This window comes from Priestia flexa NBRC 15715 (genome assembly GCF_001591565.1).
Taxonomy (GTDB): domain Bacteria; phylum Bacillota; class Bacilli; order Bacillales; family Bacillaceae_H; genus Priestia; species Priestia flexa.
In genome coordinates, this window is record NZ_BCVD01000002.1 from 37,657 (window position 1) to 60,954 (window position 23,298).

24 protein-coding genes and 1 riboswitch are annotated in these 23,298 nt (G+C 37.7%); of the genes, 3 read left to right on the forward strand and 21 right to left on the reverse strand.

Translation table 11 applies throughout. The features are described from left to right. Positions 1-36: 36 nt before the first annotated feature. Positions 37-837, reverse strand: coding sequence for an HAD family hydrolase (locus tag BFL01S_RS00860; RefSeq protein WP_235859187.1), 801 nt, complete (start codon positions 835-837; stop codon positions 37-39). A gap of 198 nt (positions 838-1,035) precedes the next feature. On the opposite strand from BFL01S_RS00860, the gene BFL01S_RS00865 reads away from it, so the two are divergent. Further along, positions 1,036-1,485, forward strand: coding sequence for a MarR family winged helix-turn-helix transcriptional regulator (locus BFL01S_RS00865; RefSeq protein WP_025911105.1), 450 nt, complete (start codon positions 1,036-1,038; stop codon positions 1,483-1,485). Positions 1,486-1,513: 28 nt separating this feature from the next. On the opposite strand, the gene BFL01S_RS00870 is transcribed toward BFL01S_RS00865, so the two are convergent. From BFL01S_RS00870 to BFL01S_RS00930, 13 genes are all read right to left on the reverse strand, one after another. After that, entirely contained in the window at positions 1,514-1,948 is a 435-nt protein-coding gene (locus BFL01S_RS00870; protein ID WP_025911107.1) for a hypothetical protein, read from the reverse strand. A 117-nt stretch (positions 1,949-2,065) separates the two neighbouring features. Continuing rightward, positions 2,066-3,154, reverse strand: a complete 1,089-nt coding sequence (locus BFL01S_RS00875; protein WP_224840167.1) for a tyrosine-type recombinase/integrase — start codon at positions 3,152-3,154, stop codon at positions 2,066-2,068. A gap of 288 nt (positions 3,155-3,442) precedes the next feature. Continuing rightward, complete coding sequence (locus tag BFL01S_RS00880) at positions 3,443-4,636, reverse strand: TcaA NTF2-like domain-containing protein (RefSeq protein WP_025911109.1); 1,194 nt, start codon at positions 4,634-4,636, stop codon at positions 3,443-3,445. 29 nt (positions 4,637-4,665) lie between these two features. Beyond that, positions 4,666-5,610: a TcaA NTF2-like domain-containing protein gene (locus BFL01S_RS00885; protein ID WP_139109140.1), complete on the reverse strand. Its 945-nt coding sequence runs from the start codon at positions 5,608-5,610 to the stop codon at positions 4,666-4,668. Positions 5,611-5,795: 185 nt separating this feature from the next. After that, positions 5,796-6,368, reverse strand: coding sequence for an energy-coupled thiamine transporter ThiT (gene thiT / locus BFL01S_RS00890; protein WP_025911111.1), 573 nt, complete (start codon positions 6,366-6,368; stop codon positions 5,796-5,798). A 60-nt stretch (positions 6,369-6,428) separates the two neighbouring features. Then, a riboswitch (TPP riboswitch) is annotated at positions 6,429-6,531 on the reverse strand. A gap of 67 nt (positions 6,532-6,598) precedes the next feature. Beyond that, positions 6,599-7,093: a GNAT family N-acetyltransferase gene (locus BFL01S_RS00895; protein WP_025911112.1), complete on the reverse strand. Its 495-nt coding sequence runs from the start codon at positions 7,091-7,093 to the stop codon at positions 6,599-6,601. A gap of 95 nt (positions 7,094-7,188) precedes the next feature. After that, positions 7,189-7,767, reverse strand: a complete 579-nt coding sequence (locus BFL01S_RS00900) for a cysteine hydrolase family protein (RefSeq protein ID WP_025911113.1) — start codon at positions 7,765-7,767, stop codon at positions 7,189-7,191. Between the two features lie 21 nt (positions 7,768-7,788). Then, positions 7,789-8,100: a cupin domain-containing protein gene (locus BFL01S_RS00905; protein ID WP_061784637.1), complete on the reverse strand. Its 312-nt coding sequence runs from the start codon at positions 8,098-8,100 to the stop codon at positions 7,789-7,791. After that, on the reverse strand, positions 8,075-8,842 hold the full coding sequence (locus BFL01S_RS00910; RefSeq protein ID WP_061784638.1) for a YqcI/YcgG family protein: 768 nt from the start codon (positions 8,840-8,842) through the stop codon (positions 8,075-8,077). The genes BFL01S_RS00905 and BFL01S_RS00910 overlap by 26 nt, the downstream gene beginning before the upstream one ends. Positions 8,843-9,045: 203 nt before the next feature. After that, entirely contained in the window at positions 9,046-9,870 is an 825-nt protein-coding gene (locus BFL01S_RS00915; protein WP_025911119.1) for an alpha/beta fold hydrolase, read from the reverse strand. Between the two features lie 173 nt (positions 9,871-10,043). Beyond that, entirely contained in the window at positions 10,044-12,476 is a 2,433-nt protein-coding gene (parC, locus tag BFL01S_RS00920) for a DNA topoisomerase IV subunit A (protein WP_025911120.1), read from the reverse strand. Further along, entirely contained in the window at positions 12,473-14,449 is a 1,977-nt protein-coding gene (gene parE, locus BFL01S_RS00925) for a DNA topoisomerase IV subunit B (RefSeq protein ID WP_061784639.1), read from the reverse strand. Before parE ends, parC begins: the two co-directional genes overlap by 4 nt. Before the next feature lie 297 nt (positions 14,450-14,746). Continuing rightward, positions 14,747-15,169 (reverse strand): CoA-binding protein, encoded by a 423-nt coding sequence (locus BFL01S_RS00930; RefSeq protein WP_242531504.1) that lies wholly within the window; start codon positions 15,167-15,169, stop codon positions 14,747-14,749. Between the two features lie 186 nt (positions 15,170-15,355). On the opposite strand from BFL01S_RS00930, the gene plsY reads away from it, so the two are divergent. Both plsY and BFL01S_RS00940 read left to right on the forward strand, forming a co-directional pair. Further along, a complete protein-coding gene (gene plsY, locus BFL01S_RS00935) occupies positions 15,356-15,946 on the forward strand; it encodes a glycerol-3-phosphate 1-O-acyltransferase PlsY (protein ID WP_061784640.1) in 591 nt (196 codons plus the stop codon). A 370-nt stretch (positions 15,947-16,316) separates the two neighbouring features. After that, a complete protein-coding gene (locus tag BFL01S_RS00940) occupies positions 16,317-16,607 on the forward strand; it encodes a HesB/YadR/YfhF family protein (protein ID WP_025911127.1) in 291 nt (96 codons plus the stop codon). A 34-nt stretch (positions 16,608-16,641) separates the two neighbouring features. Here the strand turns inward: BFL01S_RS00940 and BFL01S_RS00945 are convergent, their stop codons facing one another. The 7 genes from BFL01S_RS00945 to acnA form a co-directional block, all read right to left on the reverse strand. After that, positions 16,642-17,064: an acyl-CoA thioesterase gene (locus BFL01S_RS00945; RefSeq protein ID WP_242529468.1), complete on the reverse strand. Its 423-nt coding sequence runs from the start codon at positions 17,062-17,064 to the stop codon at positions 16,642-16,644. A gap of 84 nt (positions 17,065-17,148) precedes the next feature. Continuing rightward, a complete protein-coding gene (locus BFL01S_RS00950) occupies positions 17,149-18,576 on the reverse strand; it encodes a phospholipase D family protein (RefSeq protein ID WP_082802670.1) in 1,428 nt (475 codons plus the stop codon). A 100-nt stretch (positions 18,577-18,676) separates the two neighbouring features. Next, positions 18,677-18,922, reverse strand: a complete 246-nt coding sequence (tlp, locus tag BFL01S_RS00955; protein ID WP_025911132.1) for a small acid-soluble spore protein Tlp — start codon at positions 18,920-18,922, stop codon at positions 18,677-18,679. 121 nt (positions 18,923-19,043) lie between these two features. Next, positions 19,044-19,187 carry an acid-soluble spore protein N gene (locus BFL01S_RS00960; RefSeq protein ID WP_025911133.1) on the reverse strand — a complete coding sequence of 48 codons (144 nt, stop codon included), beginning with the start codon at positions 19,185-19,187 and terminating at the stop codon, positions 19,044-19,046. A gap of 43 nt (positions 19,188-19,230) precedes the next feature. Next, the gene (locus tag BFL01S_RS19775; protein ID WP_076512981.1) at positions 19,231-19,374 is read right to left on the reverse strand and encodes an FbpB family small basic protein; all 144 of its coding nucleotides are present in this window, start codon (positions 19,372-19,374) and stop codon (positions 19,231-19,233) included. Positions 19,375-19,613: 239 nt separating this feature from the next. After that, complete coding sequence (locus tag BFL01S_RS00965; RefSeq protein ID WP_025911136.1) at positions 19,614-20,207, reverse strand: peroxiredoxin family protein; 594 nt, start codon at positions 20,205-20,207, stop codon at positions 19,614-19,616. A gap of 177 nt (positions 20,208-20,384) precedes the next feature. Continuing rightward, positions 20,385-23,105: an aconitate hydratase AcnA gene (gene acnA, locus BFL01S_RS00970; protein WP_061784642.1), complete on the reverse strand. Its 2,721-nt coding sequence runs from the start codon at positions 23,103-23,105 to the stop codon at positions 20,385-20,387. Between the last annotated feature and the right edge of the window lie 193 nt (positions 23,106-23,298).

The window sequence follows — 23,298 nt, forward strand, 5'->3', positions numbered from 1 at the left end:
TCTACCAAGAGCTCTGTGAAAAAACAGATTAAACGATTATTCTTGATTTAAAAACTCATGTAATTCACTCAGCCTCTTAATCTCATGAAACGGTACAACTTTATCCGCTTTTTTGTCATCACGATTCACCCAGACAGAGCGTATCCCAGCTCGAGAAGCGCCAAGAATGTCCGTCATTAAATTATCACCAACCATAATCACTTCATCTTTTGATAAGTTTAACAAAGATAAAGCATGATCAAAAATCGACGGATCCGGCTTCCCTCTTCCAAATGCTCCAGAGATGACAATCTCATCGAAATAAGGAACAATTTCTGGCGTAATCTCTAGTTTTATATTCTGAAGTTGAGGCGACCCGTTTGTTAATAGCAACAGCTTATAGTTTGATTGTAGTTCATTTAACACATCAAACGTATCTTCATATACGAACGGATTACGGCGACGCTCTTTAGGGAATCGCTCTGCAAGCTCTGCACCAAATGCTTCGTCATCAATTCCAAGTGACTTTAATCCTTGCGTCCACGCATCCTTGCGATAGATTGGTACAATTTGTTTCATTTTTTGGAAGTTCTCATGTTCATCATGGAAATCTCCCCATAGCCCTTCAAATGGATTAATACCAATCATTTTTGTAAACTCGTACGTTTCGTATGTAGCATAAAGTGAAGAAGCCGCTTCGCGTACAGCTGCTTCTAACTCAATAGGATCAACATCATATTTTTCACTCGCGTACTCACACGTTGCACGGAACGCTTCCGCAACGCTTTTTTTATCCCATAACAACGTATCATCTAAGTCGAAAAAAATTGCTTTGATGTTCATTTTACCAGTACTCATTCAGACACCTCTTTTATTTATTGAAAAAGTTGAACTATTCTAACACTAGATTACCTTGTTCAATTAAAGAAGTCTAGCTAAATTCGAACTCTACCTAAATGATAGCGTTATCATTTTAAAAAACCTTAGTTAGAATGTAACTGAGAGAGTAGAATGTGATATGATGAAAAGACTGAGTATGTACTTGGAGGTAAATAAATGAAATCAATGGAAGAAATGTACGGTTTTACGACTGCGAAGGTTGGAAAGCGCCTGAGTAGGCTGGTAGCTAGTTTTCTAAGACCCTACGACATAACGCCTGAACAATGGACGGTATTAAAAAAGGTATCAGAATCTGATCGAATTACTCAAAAGCAGCTAGCGATAAAAGCAGATAAAGATCAAGCTACACTCACAAAAATTTTAGATTTGTTAGAAAAAAGCGGTCACTTACAGCGTATTAGAAATCCTGAAGATCGCCGCTCTTACTATATTCAACAAACAGAAAAAGGAATGGCTTTGCAAGAGGAAATAACAGGTCCGATTGAAGACCTTTTTAAAATGCTAACAGCGGAAATTGATGAAGCCGATTTAGCTGCTTATTTTAACGTACTTCAACAATTAGAAAAAAAAGCAGAATCTCTTCAAGAAGAGATTGGACATACATAAAGCAGGCATTTCACTTAAAGCGCCTGCTTTAAATACATCTTGCCATTTTTAGCACATCTTCAATTTGTCTCAGCGTTTCCATTGCTTCTTCATCTAGTGCCGTAAACTTAAACGCAATTGACTCGGCCTCTGCGTTAACGAAGGGTTCTTTGTTAGTATCCTTTCGAAACGCTGTAATGTTTTCAAGTAAATATTTAAATGGTGATGTTAAGTTACTTCTTCGAAAGCGTAAACTCACCGTTGAAGGCGTTCGTTTTTGCAACTCATTACTACCTTCGTATTGAATAGCTCCTATGTACCGATCTCCCGCTTCTCTTGATTCTTTATTCCGGTATAGCTGTACAGTTTGTGTCGTGCCGTGCCAATCAATGTACAACCCTGCGCTTTCACATAAATCATGAATGTAATGAAAAATTTCGGTCACTTCTCCGAAATGATGTTGAAGCGGATGCTTAACACCCATTGCACTTCGCCTCCCTTTTTTAGACCATTATATTTGATGAATGAAGGGTTTATTCGAAAAAAGAAGCGAAATGAGAGAGTTTCATTTTATAAGTTTACATAATATAGTTATAGGAATCTAACGATAACCGGAATTTCGAAATGCATCATAAACCGTATCTTCTTGTAATTTTTCTAGGTAAATATTAGTCGTTGCAATGGAGGCGTGTCCAACTACTTGTTTCACCACCGATAATGGTACGTCATTCGCTAAGCTGTTCGTAATGAACGTATGACGAAACCAGTGTGGTGAAATAGACGAATTACCTTGAATCGCATAAACCGCTGTTTTGATGAGCCGATAAAGTGTTGTATACGATAATCTTTTTTTGACTCCTGTTTTGACAAATGGTTTAAGTTGAAAGAAAAGCGGCGTTTCATCCGACGGATTCAGCATCGTCGATTCTCCTAAACTTTCTCGGTAGTGAAATAGAGCATTTTGAACGTCTTTAAATACTGGAATTGTTCGCTCTTTTTTTCCTTTTCCGAACACATCTACTAACATATTGCCACGACGATCTTCACGAAAGCTTCCCCAATTCAAGCTTAATACTTCACTAGACCTCATTCCGCTTAAATATAAAAGCATACCGATTAAGCGATTTCGTGCTTGGTACTCTTCTTTTAGCATGGAATGTTTTACCGTATCTTCAAGCGCTTTTACAATGAGCTCAGCTTCTCTTGTGCTTAACTCTCTGTATTCCGTTCGATTAACCTGTTTCTTTTCGCTATAATGTCCTTTTGAAACAGTAGGCTTTTCGATCCATGTTGTATAGAGCGCACTATAAAAATGGGTTTCATGACCAAACGTGAGCATCCTTCTGAAAAACTCTAGTTTTCTTGCTGCGCTTCTTTTGGCATAGGTTTGATTCATCCAATGATTAAATGCCTTCACTTCCATAAACCCAATCTCTTTTAAGGAAACGTCTAACTCTTTAAAAAAAGTCAAAACTGTTTTTAAATCTTGATTGTACGCTCGAATGGTATGCGGAGATAGCTCAGGTTTTATCATTTTAATTTTCATAAAAAGCTCAACAAACGTTCCATCGTCTGTATGACCCAACGATAGATTTTGGTTTTCATCTAGTAGATTTCCCCACTGTTCTTTTAATTGCCGAAATGACAGAGAGGATTGACTTTGTATCAATACGTTGTCATTTTTCATCATTTCCACCTTCTTTTAACTAATATCTTTTATAAGCTTCAAAATCTACCCTAAGGCGTTTTTTACATCTTGAATGTATTGGTATTAAAATCAATTTAAAACGAAAAATAAACCTATTTAAAGAGGTCGTTTTTTTTAACGACTCAATAATCGTGTAAAAATATGTAATTTATTAGCGGTTTTTCCGTTTTTTCTTTACTTTATCATACTAACGCAAGATAAGAAAGAGTTATCTTGCGTTAGTATAGTAAAGTATTTTCTTATAAAAAAGCTCAGGTAGACTCTGAGCTTTCAATAAGATTCTAACTGAGTAATGACGAGCTTTTCATTTTCATGTACGATTGTGTACACTCGGTAATACTCTTTTTCTTCTGTATGTTCATTAATGGTAATGTTCATAACTTCTTTCGTTTTTACTTCGTAGCTATTTGCTTCTTTAGACGTCCATTCTAAAACTTCAACCGTTGCAAGATCTTCTCGTATTGTTCGATCATAGAGTGTTTTGACAAGCTGCTGTTGTTCGCTAAACAACGTGCTATCTTTTTCAAAATAATGTTGAATGCGATCAAACTCATTAAGATTAATTGCTTCTGTTAAATCACGTAAATACGTTTCCGTAAACGAACGAACAACCGAAGCGTCTACTTCTGTAACCTTGTTCAAATCTACATCATTATCTTCCAAAGGCAAAGTTACTGGCACATCCTCTTGAACTTCATTAATCCGCTCTGAACTCTTTGCCAAAACACCAAATTCTCCAGAATCATCTTTAAATAGTAAGATTTTTTCTTGATTACCATGTTCATCTTCAATAGTCGTTTCTTTGTTAAACGAAACTGCTTCGTTAGGCGTTATTTTTTTCAGATATTCTAAATACTCATCTGACGAAATATCTAACGGTTTTTGACGATACGTCATTTCGTCCCATTCATTTAACTTCCAACCATCTTTTCCGTATTTCATATTCAAGTAAATAGTTGTACCTCCGTTCCCTTTTTCGTCCAGTGGCTGAATAGCTGAGATTGAAAATTGACCGGGGCGGTTGTTAATCACTTTAAAACGTACGGTTGTCGCTAGATTTGGAATAGACTGCTCATCACATTGACAGTAATAAGAAGTGGCGATTGTTTTTAGTTTCGTAGCAACTAATGAACTCGTAGCAAATTCTTTGAGCCTAGGGCTTAGCAATTGAAAATCTGCTGGTTTCTCTTCACTGTCCCATCCCTCTTGTTTACCTAAGATATCAAATGTTTGGATAACATTCTTCAACGAATCTGTAGCAAGCTGTTTGGCTTCTTCATTTGTCACAACGGGAAGAGAAGAACTCTTTTGTGTCTCATTAGCAGACTCATCGACATCAACCAGAACGGTAGCTTCTGATTCAGGCTCTTTTGGTGTCGGAGCCGGAGCAGACTTTGTCTCACTACATGCTGACAGCACAAGCCACAGGGAACAAATTATGGCCACCATATATAGATTTCCCATTTGAATCCCCCTTTTTTCTTTTATCTTGTTTAACTTTCAAACGTGGACAGCTCAAATGCGCCTGCAGGAATCGTCCATTTAGACTCAGAAGCCTTTTCTAAATGATGAATAACAAAAAGAGAATTTGCTTTTAGGGTCACGACAATTGTTCCTTTATTTCCATTATTGTCCGTATCGTAATGAATAACAGCTTGATTATGTTTAAAAATTATGTTTTCTGCTTCTACTGTAGCTACTTCTACTGAATTTGGTGGCTTATAGGCATGAATCTTCACCGTAGCCTCTGAGCTAGAAGAAGCATAAAACTCTACGATTGGAGCACCTTTTAAGTCAGAATTGGCAGTGGACCATTTACCGTTATATTCATTTAAGCTAGCTGCTCTTGTAATAGCTGGTGCATTTGACTTCGTTTCTTCTGCTTTATCCATTGTATACGGCTCTACGCTTTTAATTCGCAATGTACCTTGATCGCTTATTAGCGTATACAATTGATTAATACTCTTTGTATAATCCTTTTTATTAGGTTGATGGATGGTGACCTCTTCAAACGTTTGTAAATTTATTTGATTTTTCTCAGCTTCATACCAGTTCACAACTTGAAACGTCTTTAGTTCTTGACGAATTCCTTGCTCCGAAAAATTATCAATTTTCATTACTTGCTGTTTATAAAACTCACTATCTTCTATTATATATGTCTGAATTGACTTAGCTGATTTATGAAGGATTCCATCATGTAAAGCCTTGAAGTAGCTATTCATAAACTGCGAGATTATTTTTTCATCTATTGTATCTGAAATATCATATCTGTACTGGTTTTCAACAACATCTTTCTTTGCTTCTTGATCATGACTTTCTATCTCTCCTGCAATCATCAAGTCCGTATCGACTTCAGTTGCTTTTTGAGCTTTTTGCTGACATCCTGCGAGTAAAAGGGATGTTGCAATCGTCATGTAAAGGAGATTACGTTTGTTCATTAACATGATTCCTTCCTACAAAAAATGGTATGTATATTCTTCCAACAAACAGACCTAGTATACCATTCTACAAAAAAACCCTCAACCCTTTCATAAAAAGAACAAAAACACTGAAAACATGTAAATTGGTTTAAAAACGCAAAAAACCTATAGGATGTTACTCCTATAGGTTTCATTCCTTTTATTTATGATGCGCGATTTAATACCACTCTTGCAGCAGACGGAATTAATACGGCTAAAATGATTAGGCAAGCAATCATGGATCCCACCATTGCTAGTCCGTTCATCGTAAATGAATACCATAATGCAGATACTCCTTTTGGTGCATAAGAGCCCCAAAAAATAATCCCTGCAACAAAGTGCCAAAAATAGCGAGCAACGCTGCCGATAACAATTGCTAAAATAATAAATGTAAATGCTTTTGTTCGATTGTTAGTAGCTAAGTTCTGCTTAATAGCACCAGACAATAGCCCTGCTAGACCAATGAATGCAAATGCAATAAAATATTCGATAAATGCTTGTAGAGGTGTTAATACATAAGCAGTACCCGTGACAACTTGTAGCAATCCCCACAAAAATCCAGCTACCACGCCTGATTTAAATCCCCATCGAAAGCAAATAATGAAGATTGGTACCATGGAAAATGATATGGACACGGCAGGTGCAATTGTAATTGATGGCAATATATCAATTATCATTGCTAGAGCTGCAAAGATTGCCACTTCAATTTTCGCTTGTAAAGACATTCCTTTGTTCATCGTCTTTTCACTCCTGTTGTAAAATCATTAGTATTCAACGACAAACACAGGAGGCAGCACAAGCTGCACGCTCCACACTCCCTACGCTAGCATTAACTAACAGGTTCAAAGGGTCAGAACAATTGGTTCACTCTCAGCCATTCAGGCTCCCCCTGTGGTACGTTGATATGTATTATTAGAACGCTTTCTATTATAACATAATTCTCAAACAAGATACTATTTAATTTCACTTAAAGAATCAGTTGATAAAACAGAACATCTTGCCATTGATTGAACTTCCATCCTACTTCTTTAAATTCCCCACAAAAGGTAAATCCAAACTGTTCATGCATTTTAATACTTTTATCGTTTCCTTTTGTAATACCAGAAATAACAACGTGATGATTTAACTCTTTTGCTTGTACTAGAATAGCTTCCATTAACCTTTTACCAATTCCAAATCCTTGGTGAGCTTCATCTACATAAACGGAGAGTTCAACTGTTCGAATATATGCTTCTTTATCACGGTAGGAAGACAAAGATGCGTATCCAGCTACTTCACCATTTCGTTCAGCAACAAGCAGTGGAAACAGTTGACTTTGGTCGTGAGATTCAAACCAGCTTTTACGTTGCCCAATTGTTACAGGAGTTAAGTCAAATGTTGCTGCGCTTTGGCGTACTGACTGATTATAAATAGCCACCATTGTAGGTAAGTCTTCTGCTAAAGCTTTTCTAATTACTGTCATGATGTATCGTGCTCCTTTTTCAAAATGATGTTTCTATTGTACTTGTTTTTGTCAGAATAATCTACACAAAAAACCTGATGCAAAAGCATCAGGCCTCATTTTATATATTGATAGGATTGCAGTACGCGTAGGGCTTCGGATGTTGAAGTAACCGTTGCAAATTCATTGTGAAGAGATGATAAGCTTAAGCGATGAACATCTTCTGCTGCAAAAGTTGTTTCACCGTCATATGATAACAGATTGAAACACGCAGTTGCATCGTGGATGACGTAAGTGCGATAACCTAAGTTTCCTGCCATGCGTGCCGTTGTAGAGACGCAATGGTTCGTTGTTAAACCTACTAGTATAAGCGTATCGTATCCGTTTTCCTTCAGATAGTTATCCAGTTCTGTTCCTATAAAACAGCTATTTTTATGCTTTCGAATTAAGTATTCATCACCAACAGGACCGAAACCTTCTTTGAAACGGAATCCTTCCGTCCCTGGAAAAAGAGGAGATGTTTCGCTTTTTGAAGCATGCTGGACATGAATAACCGGAAACTGCTGTCTCCTCCAAGCTTGTAAAAGAGTGAGCATATTATCTTCTGCATGAATATTATTACGAGTTCCCCAAGCATCTTGTTCAAAACCTTTTTGTACATCTATTATGATTAAAACAGGGTTTGATTGAATCATTCCAGTCATCAACTTCTTTCATCAAAATTTTAAAATGGAGATTACATACGTACAACCATTCACATCAGCTTTTGACGCATGCTTTGTGTGTTTTGGTAAATAAATACGATCTCCCGCTTCGCACCGAGTTGTTTCTCCCTCAACTGTAAAATAAATAGATCCTTTAATAATATGAAGAATCTCGTCGGTAGGGTGAGTATGACTTGGGTGTTCCTGCCCTGCAACATCATGTTGAACCTCTACATAACCGGTATGTTTTGGAAGTAGTTCATGTATAACTTCTTCAAGACCACCGCCAATTCCTTTTTTAATAAAGGCTTTTTTTAACTCCATCTCTTTCACTCCTTTTTAGCTTGAATGGACATTCTGTTGGGAACGAGTTGTTAACATCTCGCAAGAAGTACTGCTTCCATTCATGATTTTCTTGATCTCCATACCATCCTAGATGAGGATGCGCTTCAACTTTGTCGTAATCTTCAAGTCGATTCCGAACCGTTTTTTGAACTTGCTGTCCCATTTTTGTATGAGGAGTCATTCCCTCAAACACCCATCTAGGCTGAAATGTAATTATGAAACTGCTGCTCTTTCGGCTTTTTCGTAATTCATGTACAGGCGTATTACAGACAACAAATATTGGCTCACCTTCAAAACAAAACTCCCATAGAGGATCGTTAGGGTTTTTGGGGATTTCTTCGGGCCAAGGCTTTCCATCAATTCGATGTAAAAATGTGAGCGTATCCCAAAACATCGTTTCATACTGAGTCATCGTACGTTTTTTATGTTCAGGCTCAAAGAACACAACAAATGATGTATAGCGACCTAATGTGCGAAAGCATGCCATATATTCTTTAAGTGCATCTGCACAGAGCCTGATATCTTTATAATTATATGGTGAAGACACAAACGCAAAGCGCAGCAAATCTTTTTTTAATCCCTCTACTCCTAAAATGCAGGGGAAAGGGTTCTCTTCAGAAAGCATGTCTTGACTAAAATCACTAAAAACCGCTTTTCCCCATTCAGGAACAATAGGCGAATCCATAATTTCCTTGCTATTGAATAGCTTTTTATTTCTCATTAAAACCCTCCTTACAGATTTCCACCATATATTTTCATTAGAAATAGGGACGCTTTATATTCGTTTTCCTTGTATTTTCCAAATTCACAAACGACCGGAATAGGAAATAAGTAAACTTTTAGAAAGAAAGGCTTTTGGTAGGAATTCCACCGATTTGCCTATAGAAGACCGTTTATCACCATAATTTTATATCCTCGTTGCAGTCAATCTCTTTTCGCAGCAGAATAAACAATGTCTTTTAAGGTTTCAGTAAACTTTTTTTGTTCATCGTAAAAAAGGCCGTGACCGCTCTTTTCAAAAGGAATTAACGTTGAACCCTCAATTCCTTTATGCATGGCTTCAGCTAAAGGAAACGGACAAATTTGATCTTTCTTTCCGTGTAAAATATACGCTTTTACAAAAATTTGACTCAAGTCTTCACGGAGATCTTCATCACGCAGTGACTTTGCTGTTTTAATCGTTCCGTGACCCGAAGCTTCTAGACCTAGTAATTGAAACCAATCTCTAAAAGAAGAGCTAATTTTTGAATTAAAAAATTTCTGGCCAAAATCGGCGAGCATAGCTGGTCGATCTTGATACGTCGCTTGAATGATGCTATCTACTTCTCCCTTAGAAAGTCCATAAGGAAAATCGTCTCTTTTAATAAAGCTAGGGACAGCTGCACCAGCTAGAATCAGTTTGTTCACACCAAACCCTAAATGTCTACTCATATACCGCAGGGCAATTGCTCCTCCCATTGAAAAACCAACTAACGTTAGAGCTGAAAGTTGTAAGGCGTGAATAACTGCTCGAACATCGTCGGCTAATGAGTTATATGTATAGCCTTTGAACGGTCGACTTGATTTTCCAAACCCGCGTAAATCTATTGCAATGCAGCGAATCCCATGTTTCGGAAGCTCATTAAACTGATATTCAAACATTGTATGATTAACTGGCCAGCCGTGAAGAAACAGTATAGGCATTCCACTTCCAATGTCTTCAACATATATTTTCGTACCCTTTTGATCAACGGTAAGGTAATATCCCATAAAAATACACTTCCTTTCATTATGCCTACTTTATTTTTATGTTGATATTCTCTGTTCATGTTGATATTTTCTTAGCTGCTATTTTTTATTTATATTGATTATTTAGAACATAGTTTATATAGAATTTATATAAACTAAAAAGAACGCTGCAAAACAGCGCTCTTTTTAGTTTATTATTTTGTTTTTTTTTCAATCCACATATCAATAACGTCCCCGGATTCCGCTTGATCGATTGCAAATGAACCGTTGCTATAGCGATCGCTTGGTCGCATTGACGCTGGATCAATGCGCTCTGTTTGATTTTTCTCAGACTGTATCACAACCTCATCTTCCTTCGTGACAATCTTCACTTTTGTAATTTGATGAGGATTTGCTTTTAATTCACGAACCATTACTAATCCACGTTTCGCTCGAGATGACTGCTCAAATTCTGTCATTTTTGTTTTCTTAATAGCACCTCGGTGCGTTGTAATAAATAAATCTGTTTCCTTCACTTTTTCTTCACTAAAAACAGCTCCGCTAACGACATAATCATTTTCTTTCAAATTGATTCCTTTTACACCTGCAGCGCGCGTTCCAACAACATTGACTTCCTCTTCAGCAAACCATAAGCCGTATCCTTGGCGAGTGGCAATAAAGACCTGCTGCTTGCCATTTGTTACGTACACATCAACTACTTCGTCATTACCTTTTACATTCACAGCGACTAGAGCTTTAGAATAACGTTGCGCCTTATACTGTAGCAACTCAGATTTTTTAATCATGCCGTTTTTCGTAAAGAATAATAAATAGTAATCTTCTTTAAACTCTTTAATTGGAATGGCTTTCACAATATGGTCGTCTTTATCAATTGGAACAATGTTCATGATATGCTGCCCCATATCCTTCCATCTAATATCAGGAAGTTCATGTACAGGGAGATATAAATAGTTTCCTTTTCTTGTGAAAATTAAGAGCGTTTCTGTTGTATTAATTTCTAACTTTGAAAGAATCCGATCCGTGTCCTTCATACCAAAATCCTGCCCATTCGAAGCTGAATATGAGCGTAAGCTTGTGCGTTTGACATAGCCATCCTTTGTGACCGTCACAATGACATCTTCAGAAGGAACCATAACTTCTAGGTTAATTTTAATTTCTTCAATCTCCGCTTCAATCTTTGCGCGGCGCTCGTCACCATACTGCTTTTTCACGCGGCGAAGATCTTTTTTAATAACGTTAAAAAGCTTTTTTTCACTTGCTAGAATGGCCTCTAGCTCTGTAATCTTTTCTGTAAGCTCTTTTGACTCCTGTTCTAACGCTGTAATATCAGTATTTGTTAAGCGATATAGCTGTAAGGAAACGATTGCTTCTGCCTGCTTTTCTGTAAAGTCAAATTGCGTGATTAAGTTATCTTTCGCATTTCGCTTGTCTTTTGACGCTCGAATGGTGGCAATTACTTCATCTAAGATGGATAAAGCTTTAATTAAACCTGCAACAATGTGTTCGCGTTCCTTCGCTTTTGTTAATTCATATTTCGACCGATTGGTTACGACTTCACGCTGGTGCTCAATATAAGCATCCAAAATGCTTGGTAGATTCATTAACTTCGGTCGTTTCTTTGAAATAGCTACCATATTAAAGCTGTAAGGCACTTGTAAATCAGTATTTTTATATAAATAGTGTAAGACACCTTGTGCATTAGCATCTTTCTTTAATTCAATGACAATTCGCAGACCTGTGCGATCGGTTTCATCACGAACTTCTGCAATGCCTTCTACTTTGCGATCAATGCGAAGCTCATCCATTTTTTTAACAAGGTTTGCTTTATTCACCTCAAACGGAATTTCTGTAATCACAATTTGTTGCTTTCCGCCGCGCACATCTTCAATTTCTGCTTTTCCGCGAATGATTATTTTCCCTTTACCTGTTTCGTAAGCTTTTTTGATTCCATCAATGCCTTGTATAATACCCCCAGTTGGAAAATCTGGACCATTAATGACGGTCATTAGCTCCTCCACTGAGCTTGATGGGTTATCAATTCGCATAATCGTTGCGTCAATGACTTCTCCAAGATGGTGAGGTGGAATTTCAGTAGCATACCCGGCAGAAATTCCAGTTGAGCCATTTACAAGTAGACTCGGGAACATGGCTGGGAGCACCGTCGGCTCTTCGCTAGTGTCGTCAAAGTTAGGAACAAACTCTACCGTTTGTTTGTCAATATCACGTAATAACTCAGATGCTATTGCTGATAAACGTGCTTCCGTATAACGCATTGCTGCCGGTGGATCACCGTCAATACTACCGTTGTTCCCGTGCATTTCAACAAGTACGTTTCGTACTTTCCAATCTTGACTCATACGCACCATCGCATCATAAACCGAGGAATCTCCATGCGGGTGATAGTTACCGATTACGTTACCAACTGTCTTTGCTGATTTACGAAACCCTTTTTCAGCCGTGTTTCCTTCCACATGCATTGCATACAAGATGCGGCGCTGTACCGGCTTTAATCCGTCTCTTGCATCGGGTAGCGCGCGCTCTTGAATAATATATTTACTATATCGTCCAAAGCGGTCGCCAATTACATCCTCAAGAGGTAAATCTAAAAATCGTTCTGTTTGTGTCATTGTACATCCTCCTCTGAGACCGTTACTACATTTTCGTTATCTAAAATATTTGGATCTTCTTCTAGTCCAAACGCTACGTTACTTTCAATCCATTTTCGTCTTGGTTCTACCTTATCCCCCATTAGCGTAGTAACACGACGATCTGCTCGGGCTGCGTCATCAATGCGCACACGAATAAGCGTTCTTGTATCAGGATTCATAGTGGTTTCCCATAGCTGATCTGCATTCATTTCTCCTAAACCTTTATAACGCTGAATCATATAGCCTTTGCCAACTTTTTTTATCGCCCCTTGTAATTCTTCATCACTCCAAGCATATTCTAGAACTTCTTTCTTTCCAGTTCCTTTGCTTACTTTATACAGAGGCGGAAGGGCAATAAATACTTTTCCTGCTTCAACTAATGGTTTCATATAGCGATAGAAGAATGTTAAAAGTAGTACTTGGATGTGAGCTCCATCTGTATCGGCATCGGTCATAATGACAATTTTGTCATAGTTAATATCATCCACTTCAAATTCAGCTCCAACACCGCCGCCAATTGCGTGAATAATCGTACTAATCTCTTCGTTTTTAAAAATGTCTTGAAGCTTCGCTTTTTCAGTATTAATAACTTTACCTCTCAAAGGCAGTACAGCCTGAAAACGACGGTCACGACCTTGTTTAGCAGAACCACCAGCAGAGTCTCCCTCAACTAAATATAGCTCATTTTTTTGTGGATTACGTGATTGTGCAGGTGTTAACTTACCGCTTAGAACCGTTTCTTGACGCTTTCTTTTTTTACCGTTACGTGCGTCTTCTCTTGCTTTTCTCGCAGCTTCTCTTGCTTGAGCAGCTTTAATGGCTTTTTTTACAAGCAGCGAGCTTACGTCTGGATTTTCCTCTAAAAAATACGCTAACTTTTCGGAAACAACAGCATCTACAGATGAACGTGCCTCACTTGTCCCGAGCTTCCCTTTTGTTTGACCTTCAAATTGAAGAAGTTCTTCTGGGATACGAACAGAAACAATCGCACCTAATCCTTCACGTATGTCCGTCCCTTCAAGGTTTTTATCTTTTTCTTTTAGAAGATTTACTTTTCTTGCATATTCGTTAAACGCACGTGTCATCGCCGTTTTTGCTCCGGATTCGTGCGTTCCACCGTCTTTTGTACGAACGTTATTAACAAAGGATAAAATCGTCTCTGAATAACCATCGTTAAATTGAAACGCAAATTCTACTTCAATATTATTCTGAAAACCTTCAAAAGAAACAACTGGATGCAGCGTATCTTTTTCTTCATTTAAATATGTAACAAAAGCTTCAATTCCCGTTTCATAGTGAAACACTTCGTGCTGATTATGTCTCTTATCAATTAGTTCAATTTTAAAACCTTTTAACAAGAACGCCGATTCACGTAAGCGTTCGCTTAATGTATCAAAGTTATAAACAGTTGCTGAGAAAATGGATGGATCCGGCTTAAAATGAATGGTCGTTCCTGTTTTTCTCGTTGTTCCCTTTTTCTCTAACGTTGTAACGGGTTTCCCGCCGTTTTCAAAGCGTTGTTCATAGATGGTACCATCGCGGTAAATTGTAACCGTTAACCATTCAGATAACGCATTTACAACCGATGCACCTACACCATGTAAACCACCGCTTGTTTTATAGCCACCTTGCCCAAACTTACCTCCAGCATGAAGTACTGTTAAGATAACTTCAGGTGTAGGTTTTCCTAATTTATGCATACCGGTCGGCATTCCGCGCCCTTTATCCTGCACTGAAATGGAATTATCTTGGTGAATGGTTACAATGATTTCTTCACCATATCCTGCTAGCGCCTCATCAACCGAGTTATCGACAATTTCATAAACTAAATGGTGAAGCCCTCTTGTATCTGTGCTTCCTATATACATTCCTGGTCGTTTACGAACAGCATCTAATCCTTCTAATACTTGAATTGCATCTTCGTTATAATTAAATTTTTGCTTTTGAGCCATTCATACATACCCCTTCCATACAAACACACTTTCCTCATTATGTAGAAGACAGCAGTGCGCTGCCTTTTATATGTTTATCTTTACTTGTTCGTGTTTCATCCGCTCAGTAAGAACATACGTTTCTATTTTAGCACACTTAAACGATTTTAGCACATATTTCCGTATTATAAAAGCTTATATAGCTCTATCCCTTGATTATAGATGACCTTTGAAGCGTTGTCTAACAGTCATTTGATCGAAGATATGAAAAACCCATGCTTCCATTCACGCATGGGTTTTTCATATCCTATCAAAGATTTATTTCGTTAACGCATGTTCCACTTTAATACAACGATCCATAACAACCGTATAGCCTTTACTTGCTAAAAGTTCATATGCCTCTTCATTTATTAGTCCTAGCTGAGCCCAATAAATATCCGCATCAATTTCTAAGAACTCTTTCGCAACATCTAATAAATGCTCAGATCTTCTGAACACGTTTACAATATCAACATGCCCCTCAACATCTGTTAATGATTTTACGGCTTTTACACCTAATACTTCATCGACTAATGGGTTAACTGGTATAATTTCATAACCAGCTTTTTGCATAGCTTCTGAAACCATATACGACGTTCGTTCTGGATTATCTGATAGCCCTACTACTGCAATTCGCTTACTATCTTTTAGAATCTTTCCTAATTCTTCACGTGATGGAATTTGAACTGTCACACTTTTCATCTCCTTTTATGCTTAAACGTTCGATGTATAAAATAAATTTCCTGCATATGTTACCCGTTTTTTAGTATTTTGTAAACATTTCCTTCAAACTTACAGAAAAAAGACTCTGTTGAAAAACTATGTATGGTGTTTTTGCTATCTCATGGTAAAATAGATACGATATATAGATAAAGGAGCTTTTGTCAAATGGATTATCTATTACCTATTCTGGCCTATATCATCGGCTCTATTCCCTTTGGACTAGTTGTTGGAAAATGGGGATATGGCATCGATATACGTGAACATGGGAGCGGAAACCTAGGAGGGACCAACAGCTTTCGAACGCTAGGAGTAAAAGCAGGTATCCTTGTAACGCTGGGAGACATTTTAAAAGGAACGTTTGCTGCTTCATTAGCTGTTTTGTTTCATTCAGGACTTCATCCTCTTTTCGTCGGTTTATTCGCCGTTATTGGACATACATATCCGCTATTTGCGAAGTTTAAAGGTGGCAAAGCCGTTGCCACATCTGCAGGTGTTTTATTATTTTATGAGCCTCTTTTATTTTTAACATTGCTTGCTTGCTTCTTCATTTGCTTATACATCACCAAGTATGTATCGCTATCCTCAATGATTGCAGGTATCATTGCATTTATTTATACACTATTTACAGGCGAACTAATTTTAATCATCATTGTTGGATTCTTGGCTTCTTTTGTCATTTATCGCCACCGCGCGAATCTTGGTCGAATTCGTCAAGGGACGGAACCAAAAGTTACGTTTTTCTCAAAAAAGAAATGAAGGTAAAAAGCCTTCATTTCTTTTATTTTCATCGTTGTAAGCGAATACATTTATATTTTTTTAGCTATACTGACAGTAGGAGGTGATTGAGATGAAGCCGAGCCGCTGTCCAATGTGTAAGCGTGAAAAAAAGATTCATAAACAAACGCAAAGCAGTCGTTATTGCATTCATTGCTGGGAAACAATTGAGAAGCCCTATGAATTTAAATGAAGAAGGTAGTCAAAGTGGTTATTTAGAACATTGTTTACTTTATAACTCCTTTGACTATCTTTTTTACCCTTCCACGTTCATCCAATTGTATTAATGGTAATTTTAGCTTTTTTCTACTATAATAAGAAAGGAAACCTAGTGATGGAAGGAGCACACACAATGAAATTAAACGTAACAGAACAAGCTGCCCAATGGTACAAAGATGAAATGATGTTAGAAGGCAATGAACATTTGCGCTTTTTCGTTCGCTACGGTGGTTGTAGTAATGTTCAAAAAGGATTCTCGCTTGGTATTAATAAAGACCAGCCGTCCAATATCGGTGTCAAAGCTGAAGTTAATGGTTTAACATTCTTTGTAGAAGAAGAAGATCTTTGGTATTTCGATGGTCATGATTTAAAAGTTGTCTTTAATGAAGAGGCAAGTGAACCTGAATTTATTTACGAAGCATAATAAAAAAAGCATCGACTATACATCGATGCTTTTTTTACTCTTTGCCTTTTTTAGCGTTTTCATAAGCTGCATGCCATTCCGGCAACTGCTTTCGAATGGAAATCGGCTTGAAGTTTTCTTTTTTCACGCAAACATGCGAAGAAGTTCCAGTTAGAGCAATACTTCCATCTGGCGTTATAATTTCATATCCATACACAACGCGCAAGCCATCATAATAATCAAGCCACGTTTGAATTTTAGCTGTTTCTCCGTAATGAAGTGGCTTTTTATAGGAAACGTTAATGTCAATGACTGGTGATAAAATACCATCTTTCTCCATTTCAGCATAATTAAAGCCCAAATCTCGAATAAACTGCGTACGCCCTAATTCCATCCACACTAAGTAGTTTGCATGATACACTACGCCCATTTGGTCCGTTTCACTATAGCGTACATCAATTTCTTTTATTGAAATCATGATTTTATTTCCTCCTACATCGCAATCATACGGGTACTATATTACCACAAATTGGTGTAGTTTCACTACTTATCGGCTCGCGTTTTAATACGTTGTGAAACTAAGCATCTTCTGGATACGATACAGCAATGTTTGAAAAATGGTCATTTTATTTTCATATTTTTCATACGGAAGAGTATAGGTTGCATCTTCGTTTCCCCATAAGCGTGTAAAATATTTATTCATTTCTTCCGAGATATCTTCGTCAGATCCTGCGGTAATTTTAATATTGGTTTCTAAATTCAAGTCATCTAAATTACGCTTTGTAAAATTGGCTGATCCCCCAATGATCGTACTCTGGTCCTTTCCGCGAACAAATAGAGTTTTTGGATGATACTGTTCTTTGTCTGTGTTATACCATCGTACTTGTATTTTATTGCTTGAATCATCTAATAGCTCAGCAGCTACAGGGCGATTCGGAAGGCCAATTTTTTCTTGTCCAAAAGCATTGACGTTCGGGTCTAAAACAAGTCGGACTTTAGCTCCTTTATTTGACGATTGTACTAGCTTTTCTACAACTTTGCGATCAGCAAGATAAAACATACCTAGCCATACTTCATCCCCTGATTCTACTTGATCCAGTGTATTGAGGATTTCTTTATACACTTTTCCTTCCGTTAATAGCTGTACACCAATGTCACCGCTCGGAGCTTTTTCATAGCTCAGCTTCGGGATTTGTACATCGCTCGAAAAATCGACAACTGCTTTTTCTGTTTTAACAATCTCACCAATGATATCTCCCTGCACTTCAAAAGCCATATTGGAATGATAACCACTTGCATCGTGAGGGTTGGCTGATGAAATAACGGCTGTCTTATCAGTAGCTACAACTTTCCGATGGTTAGCTTTTACATTAAAAAGCTTTAAATAGGACCTCGCCGTAATTTTCGGTGCATTCTCACCAAATGGGTTGGAAAGCCATCCTTCTCCAGATTGTCCAAACCACTGTAAAAAACTTCTCCAAACGCTTGAGTATAGAGGGTTGGAGTCTCTAAGCTTTGTAACATCTGTCTCAACAACCTTAATCCCCGCTCGTTTTAATGATTCTAGCCACTCTGATTCATGTGAACCATACGTTGTATTTACCTCATCGGTAATGAAATAGATGTCTACGTTTGGTTGCTCCTTTTTCTTTTCAATTAACTTTCTCGCTAGCGTATCGCTAATAGGTGGATAGGTTTCACCTTGGTCATAGTAGCCGTTAAATAAGAACATATCCATAACGATAAAGTTTTCTGCATTGTCAATCGCTTCAAAAATCCGCCGAAAAATTTGCTGCTCGCTTTTAACTTCATCACCGCTTTGATAAGTTAAGTCATATAACAGCGATACGTCCTTTACGTAGTGTACGTTTCCTTCGTATGAAACGCCTTCAGGTAGCGGCTTATATGTATGATAGCATGCGACAATTGTCAGTAATAATATAAGTGCAAGCATGAGATATGTTGCTTTTTTTGTTAATAGGCGCCCCACCAGTTCTCCTCCTCATAAGTAGTATCAGCTGTTTATTCCCTTTCCTTGTTCATTAGAAACATAAAAGAAACATAAAGGCCAATTCTGGCCTTTATGTTTCTTAGTTAGTCGAATTAGGATATCCTTCTTCACGAGCTTTAGATTCGTCTTGAATTTCATTGCGCATTGCCTCTATACTTACTTCTCGATTATGATTTTTTTGCTCAATTTTCGCACGCTCTTCTCCAGTCGCTCGCGTCATTGTAGCCTCAGCTTTTTCGATATTATCAATCGTGTTTTGAACCATTGATTGTAAGCGTTCTACATTGTTGCTACGATCATCTGGGTTTGGTTTACTCCATGTCATAGTAAAATCCTCCTTTAAAATCCTTTTTTTGTACATCTCTAGTATGCAGCGGTTTTTTCTTTGTATAAGTGGAAAATAACACCCTTTTAAAACAAAAAAAAAGTCGCTGTTCAGCGACTTTCTATTCTCCCTTTGTTTGAATAACCTGAGGGTGTTTTCCTGATTTATCTTGCATTTTCTTGCCATTGTTACCACCGGCTTCTCGCGGCTGAGTGCCAATGTGGTCAGGTACAAAACGTTTGGCGAATTTCTTCGGATTTCCCATGTTAACCCCTCCTTGCTGTTACTGTAACCAGTTTCAGAAGGAACTATTCAGCCTTTTCAAGCATACGTTTTTCTAGACGCTCTTCAATCGCAAGCTCAATTCGCTCGATCTCTTGTTGGTCTTCTAACAACTTGCTTTTATTCTCTCTTACTAACTCTTCAAACGTGCGTTTATTTACTCTTCTCATCTTTATCACCTATCCTTTTTAATTTTTGAAAAGTCTGAAAAATAACTATACAATAAATTACTATTATTTTTGCCATAATCCTTCACATTAAACCTAAAAAATTCAAAATGCTCCAAATTTGATCATTTTTTTGTTAAAACACGTAGCTTTTTCTAAAGTAAAGATCGATTTTTGAGCATACTTTCTATACGAACATGCCTATGAAAAGGTTTCATTTTATTCACAAAAAAAAGCAGCCATTATGAGCTGCTTTCAGACGCAAAGGTCTCCATTTGTTCTAGCGTCATTGGTCCGTTAATACGCTTAACAATTTTACCTTTTTCATTAATAAAGTATGAAGTTGGGATTGTCATCACACGATATGCTTTCGTAGCTACCTCATCTTTTTCATCTAGAAGCACTTGAAACGATAGTTTGTTTTCTTTTAAAAAGGTTGAAACACTTTGTTTACTACCTTCAGACGACGTTAAATTTACAGCTAGGATATGAACTTCCTTTCCTGATGTGTCGTGAAACTGCTGCATAGCTGGCATTTCTTCTTTACAAGGAGGGCACCACGTAGCCCAAAAATTCAAGATAATCTTTTTTCCTTTAAAGTCTGATAACTGAACTGATTTACCTTGTGTATCCTTTAACGTAAACGGAGGAGCTTGATCTCCAGGTTCTAAACCATACGGCTCTCCATTTGCTACTTCAGCTTGTCCTTCTTTTATGTTCAAGTCTTCATACGATGATAACTTTTCTCCTTCATCATCTTTTGGTGCTAAAGCTTGCCACGCTGCAAAGCTTGCAAAGCCTACCAGTAAAAGTGTTGCTATAACTTTTTTTAGCATTATGCTTACTCCTTTCAGCCAGCTTCTATGAAATTACAGACCCTTTTTCTTTATATATGTACAAGAACATGCAAAATCATCCTAAAATGTGAATCTTTTATTATCATACCATATCTGAAAGCGTTTTATGAAAAACGAAAAGAAAAACGCACCTTAAAAAGGTGCGCTTCTGCTATCTTATGCGTGCGTTTTTGATTGAAGCTTATCGCGTAGTACCATCTGTAAGATACCACCATGACGGTAGTAATCAATTTCAACTTCGCTATCAAAACGAACTAATACGTCGAACTCTTTTTTGTTCCCAGCTTCATCCGTTGCAGTAACTTTTACAAAGTCACGTGGTTTTACTGTTTCATCAATTTGAACACTAATTGTTTCAGTTCCAGTTAAGCCTAATGTTTCAGCGCTTTCGCCTTCTTTAAACTGAAGTGGAAGAACACCCATTAACACAAGGTTTGAACGATGAATACGCTCAAAGCTTTCAGCGATAACCGTTTTAATACCAAGTAAGTTTGTTCCTTTAGCAGCCCAGTCACGAGAGCTTCCCATTCCGTAATCTTTACCTGCTAATACAACAAGACCTGTGTTTTCTTCTTTATACTTCATACAAGCATCGTAAATGCTCATCACTTTATTTTCAGGCCAGTACGTTGTCCAGCCACCTTCAGTACCTGGTGCAATTTGGTTTTTAATACGGATGTTTGCGAACGTACCGCGCATCATTACCTCGTGGTTACCACGACGAGATCCGTATGAGTTAAAGTCTCTTGGCTCAACGCCTTTATCTTGTAGATACAGGCCAGCTGGTGATGATTTTGCAATTGAACCTGCTGGTGAAATATGGTCTGTTGTTACAGAATCTCCAAACTTCGCTATAACACGCAGGTCATTTAATGCTTCTACCTCACCTGGCTCTTCAGATAATCCCTCAAAGAACGGCGGGTTTTGAATATATGTTGAGTCATTATCCCACGTGTAAAGCGCTTCTTCACTTGTTTCAATTTCGTTCCAACGCTCATTATCATCAAACACGCGATCATACTCTTTACGGAACAATTCTGGCGTTACAGTTGCTTTTACTACTTCTTTAATCTCGTCTTGAGAAGGCCAGATATCGCTAAAGAATACTTCTTTACCGTCTGCTCCTACACCAATCGGATCTTTCTGCAGGTCAATATCAACTGTACCAGCAAGAGAATACGCTACAACAAGCGGTGGAGATGCTAAATAGTTTCCTTTTACAAGTTGGTGAATACGACCTTCAAAGTTACGGTTACCTGACAACACTGACGTAACTAATAAATCGTTATCTGCAATTGCTTGCTCGATTTCGGCTTCTAATGGACCAGAGTTTCCGATACATGTTGTACAGCCGTATCCAACTACGTTGTAACCAATTTTTTCAAGGTAAGGAAGTAAGCCTGAGCTTTGTAAATAGCCCGTTACAACTTTTGAACCTGGTGCTAATGATGTTTTTACGTAAGCCGGAACATCTAATCCTTTTTCAACTGCTTTTTTAGCTACTAAACCAGCCGCTACTAATACGTATGGATTTGATGTATTTGTACAGCTTGTAATTGCAGCAATAGCAATTGCACCTGTTTTCATTGTTGTTTCTGTACCGTCAGCAAGCTTAAATGTTACTTCTTTTTCTACATCAGAAGTACTTAAGCCAAAGCTTTGATTACTTACAGGAGCTATTAGCGCTTTTTTAAATTCACTTTGCATGTCTGAAAGTGGAATTAAATCTTGAGGACGCTTTGGACCTGAAAGGTTTGATTCAATTTCGGCTAAGTTAATTTCTACTACATCTGTAAACGTTGGCTCTACTGCATCTGGAGTATAGAATAAGCCGTTTTCTTTTGTATATTGTTCGACAACCTGAATATCAGCTTCATCACGACCCGTAAGACGCATATAGTCTAACGCTTCGCTATCAACTGGGAAGAATCCACAGGTTGCTCCATATTCCGGTGCCATGTTAGCAATTGTTGCGCGATCTGCTAATGGAAGTTGAGCTACACCTGGTCCGAAGAATTCAACAAATTTTCCAACAACACCTTTTTGACGAAGTACTTGCGTTACTTTTAAAGCAAGGTCTGTTGCTGTTGTACCATTTGGTAATTCACCAGTTAGCTTCACTCCAATAACTTCTGGTACTGGGAAATACGAAGGTTGACCAAGCATTCCTGCTTCTGCTTCAATACCACCAACGCCCCAACCTAGAACGCCAATACCGTTAATCATTGTTGTATGAGAGTCAGTTCCGACCAATGTATCTGGAAACGCTAAGTACTCTCCGTTTTCTTCTACTGCATGGACTACGTTTGCTAAATATTCTAAATTTACTTGGTGTACGATTCCTGTTGCAGGAGGTACAGCACGATAGTTATCAAATGATTTTTGAGCCCAGTTTAAGAACTTATAGCGCTCTGTGTTGCGTTGAAACTCAAGATCCATATTTACTCGTAAAGAATCTAATGTTCCCGCTTTATCTACTTGAACCGAGTGGTCAACTACGAGATCTACTGGAATTTCTGGATTAATTTTATCTGGGTCTCCACCTAAATCAGCCATTGCTTTACGTAAAGATGCTAAGTCAACAACTGCTGGTACACCTGTGAAGTCTTGAAGAATAACTCGTGATGGCTTAAACGGCACATCTACTTCTTGAATTTCATCAGTTCCCCATTTTGCTAAATTTTCTACGTGCTCTTTTGTGATTACACGTCCGTCTACTTGACGAAGAACGGATTCTAATAATACTTTAATTGAATACGGTAGTTTTGAAACTGCTCCTAAACCGGCTTCTTCTAATGCTTGTAAGCGGTAATAATTATATGTGCTACCGTTAACTGTGAATGACGAACGAGCGTTAAAAACGTCTTTTTTAGTCATTTCATTACCCCCTTAAATGCTATGTATAAAGGATTTTACTTACCCCATCCTCTATTCCCTTCACCATCTATCTTAATATAATGTTATACATAAGTAAATAAAAAGAATGTTATTAATTTGCATAAGTTTTTCTTATAATATAATCATTAACCACAAACATTTTCTAATAATTCATATTTCATCGACTTTTGTG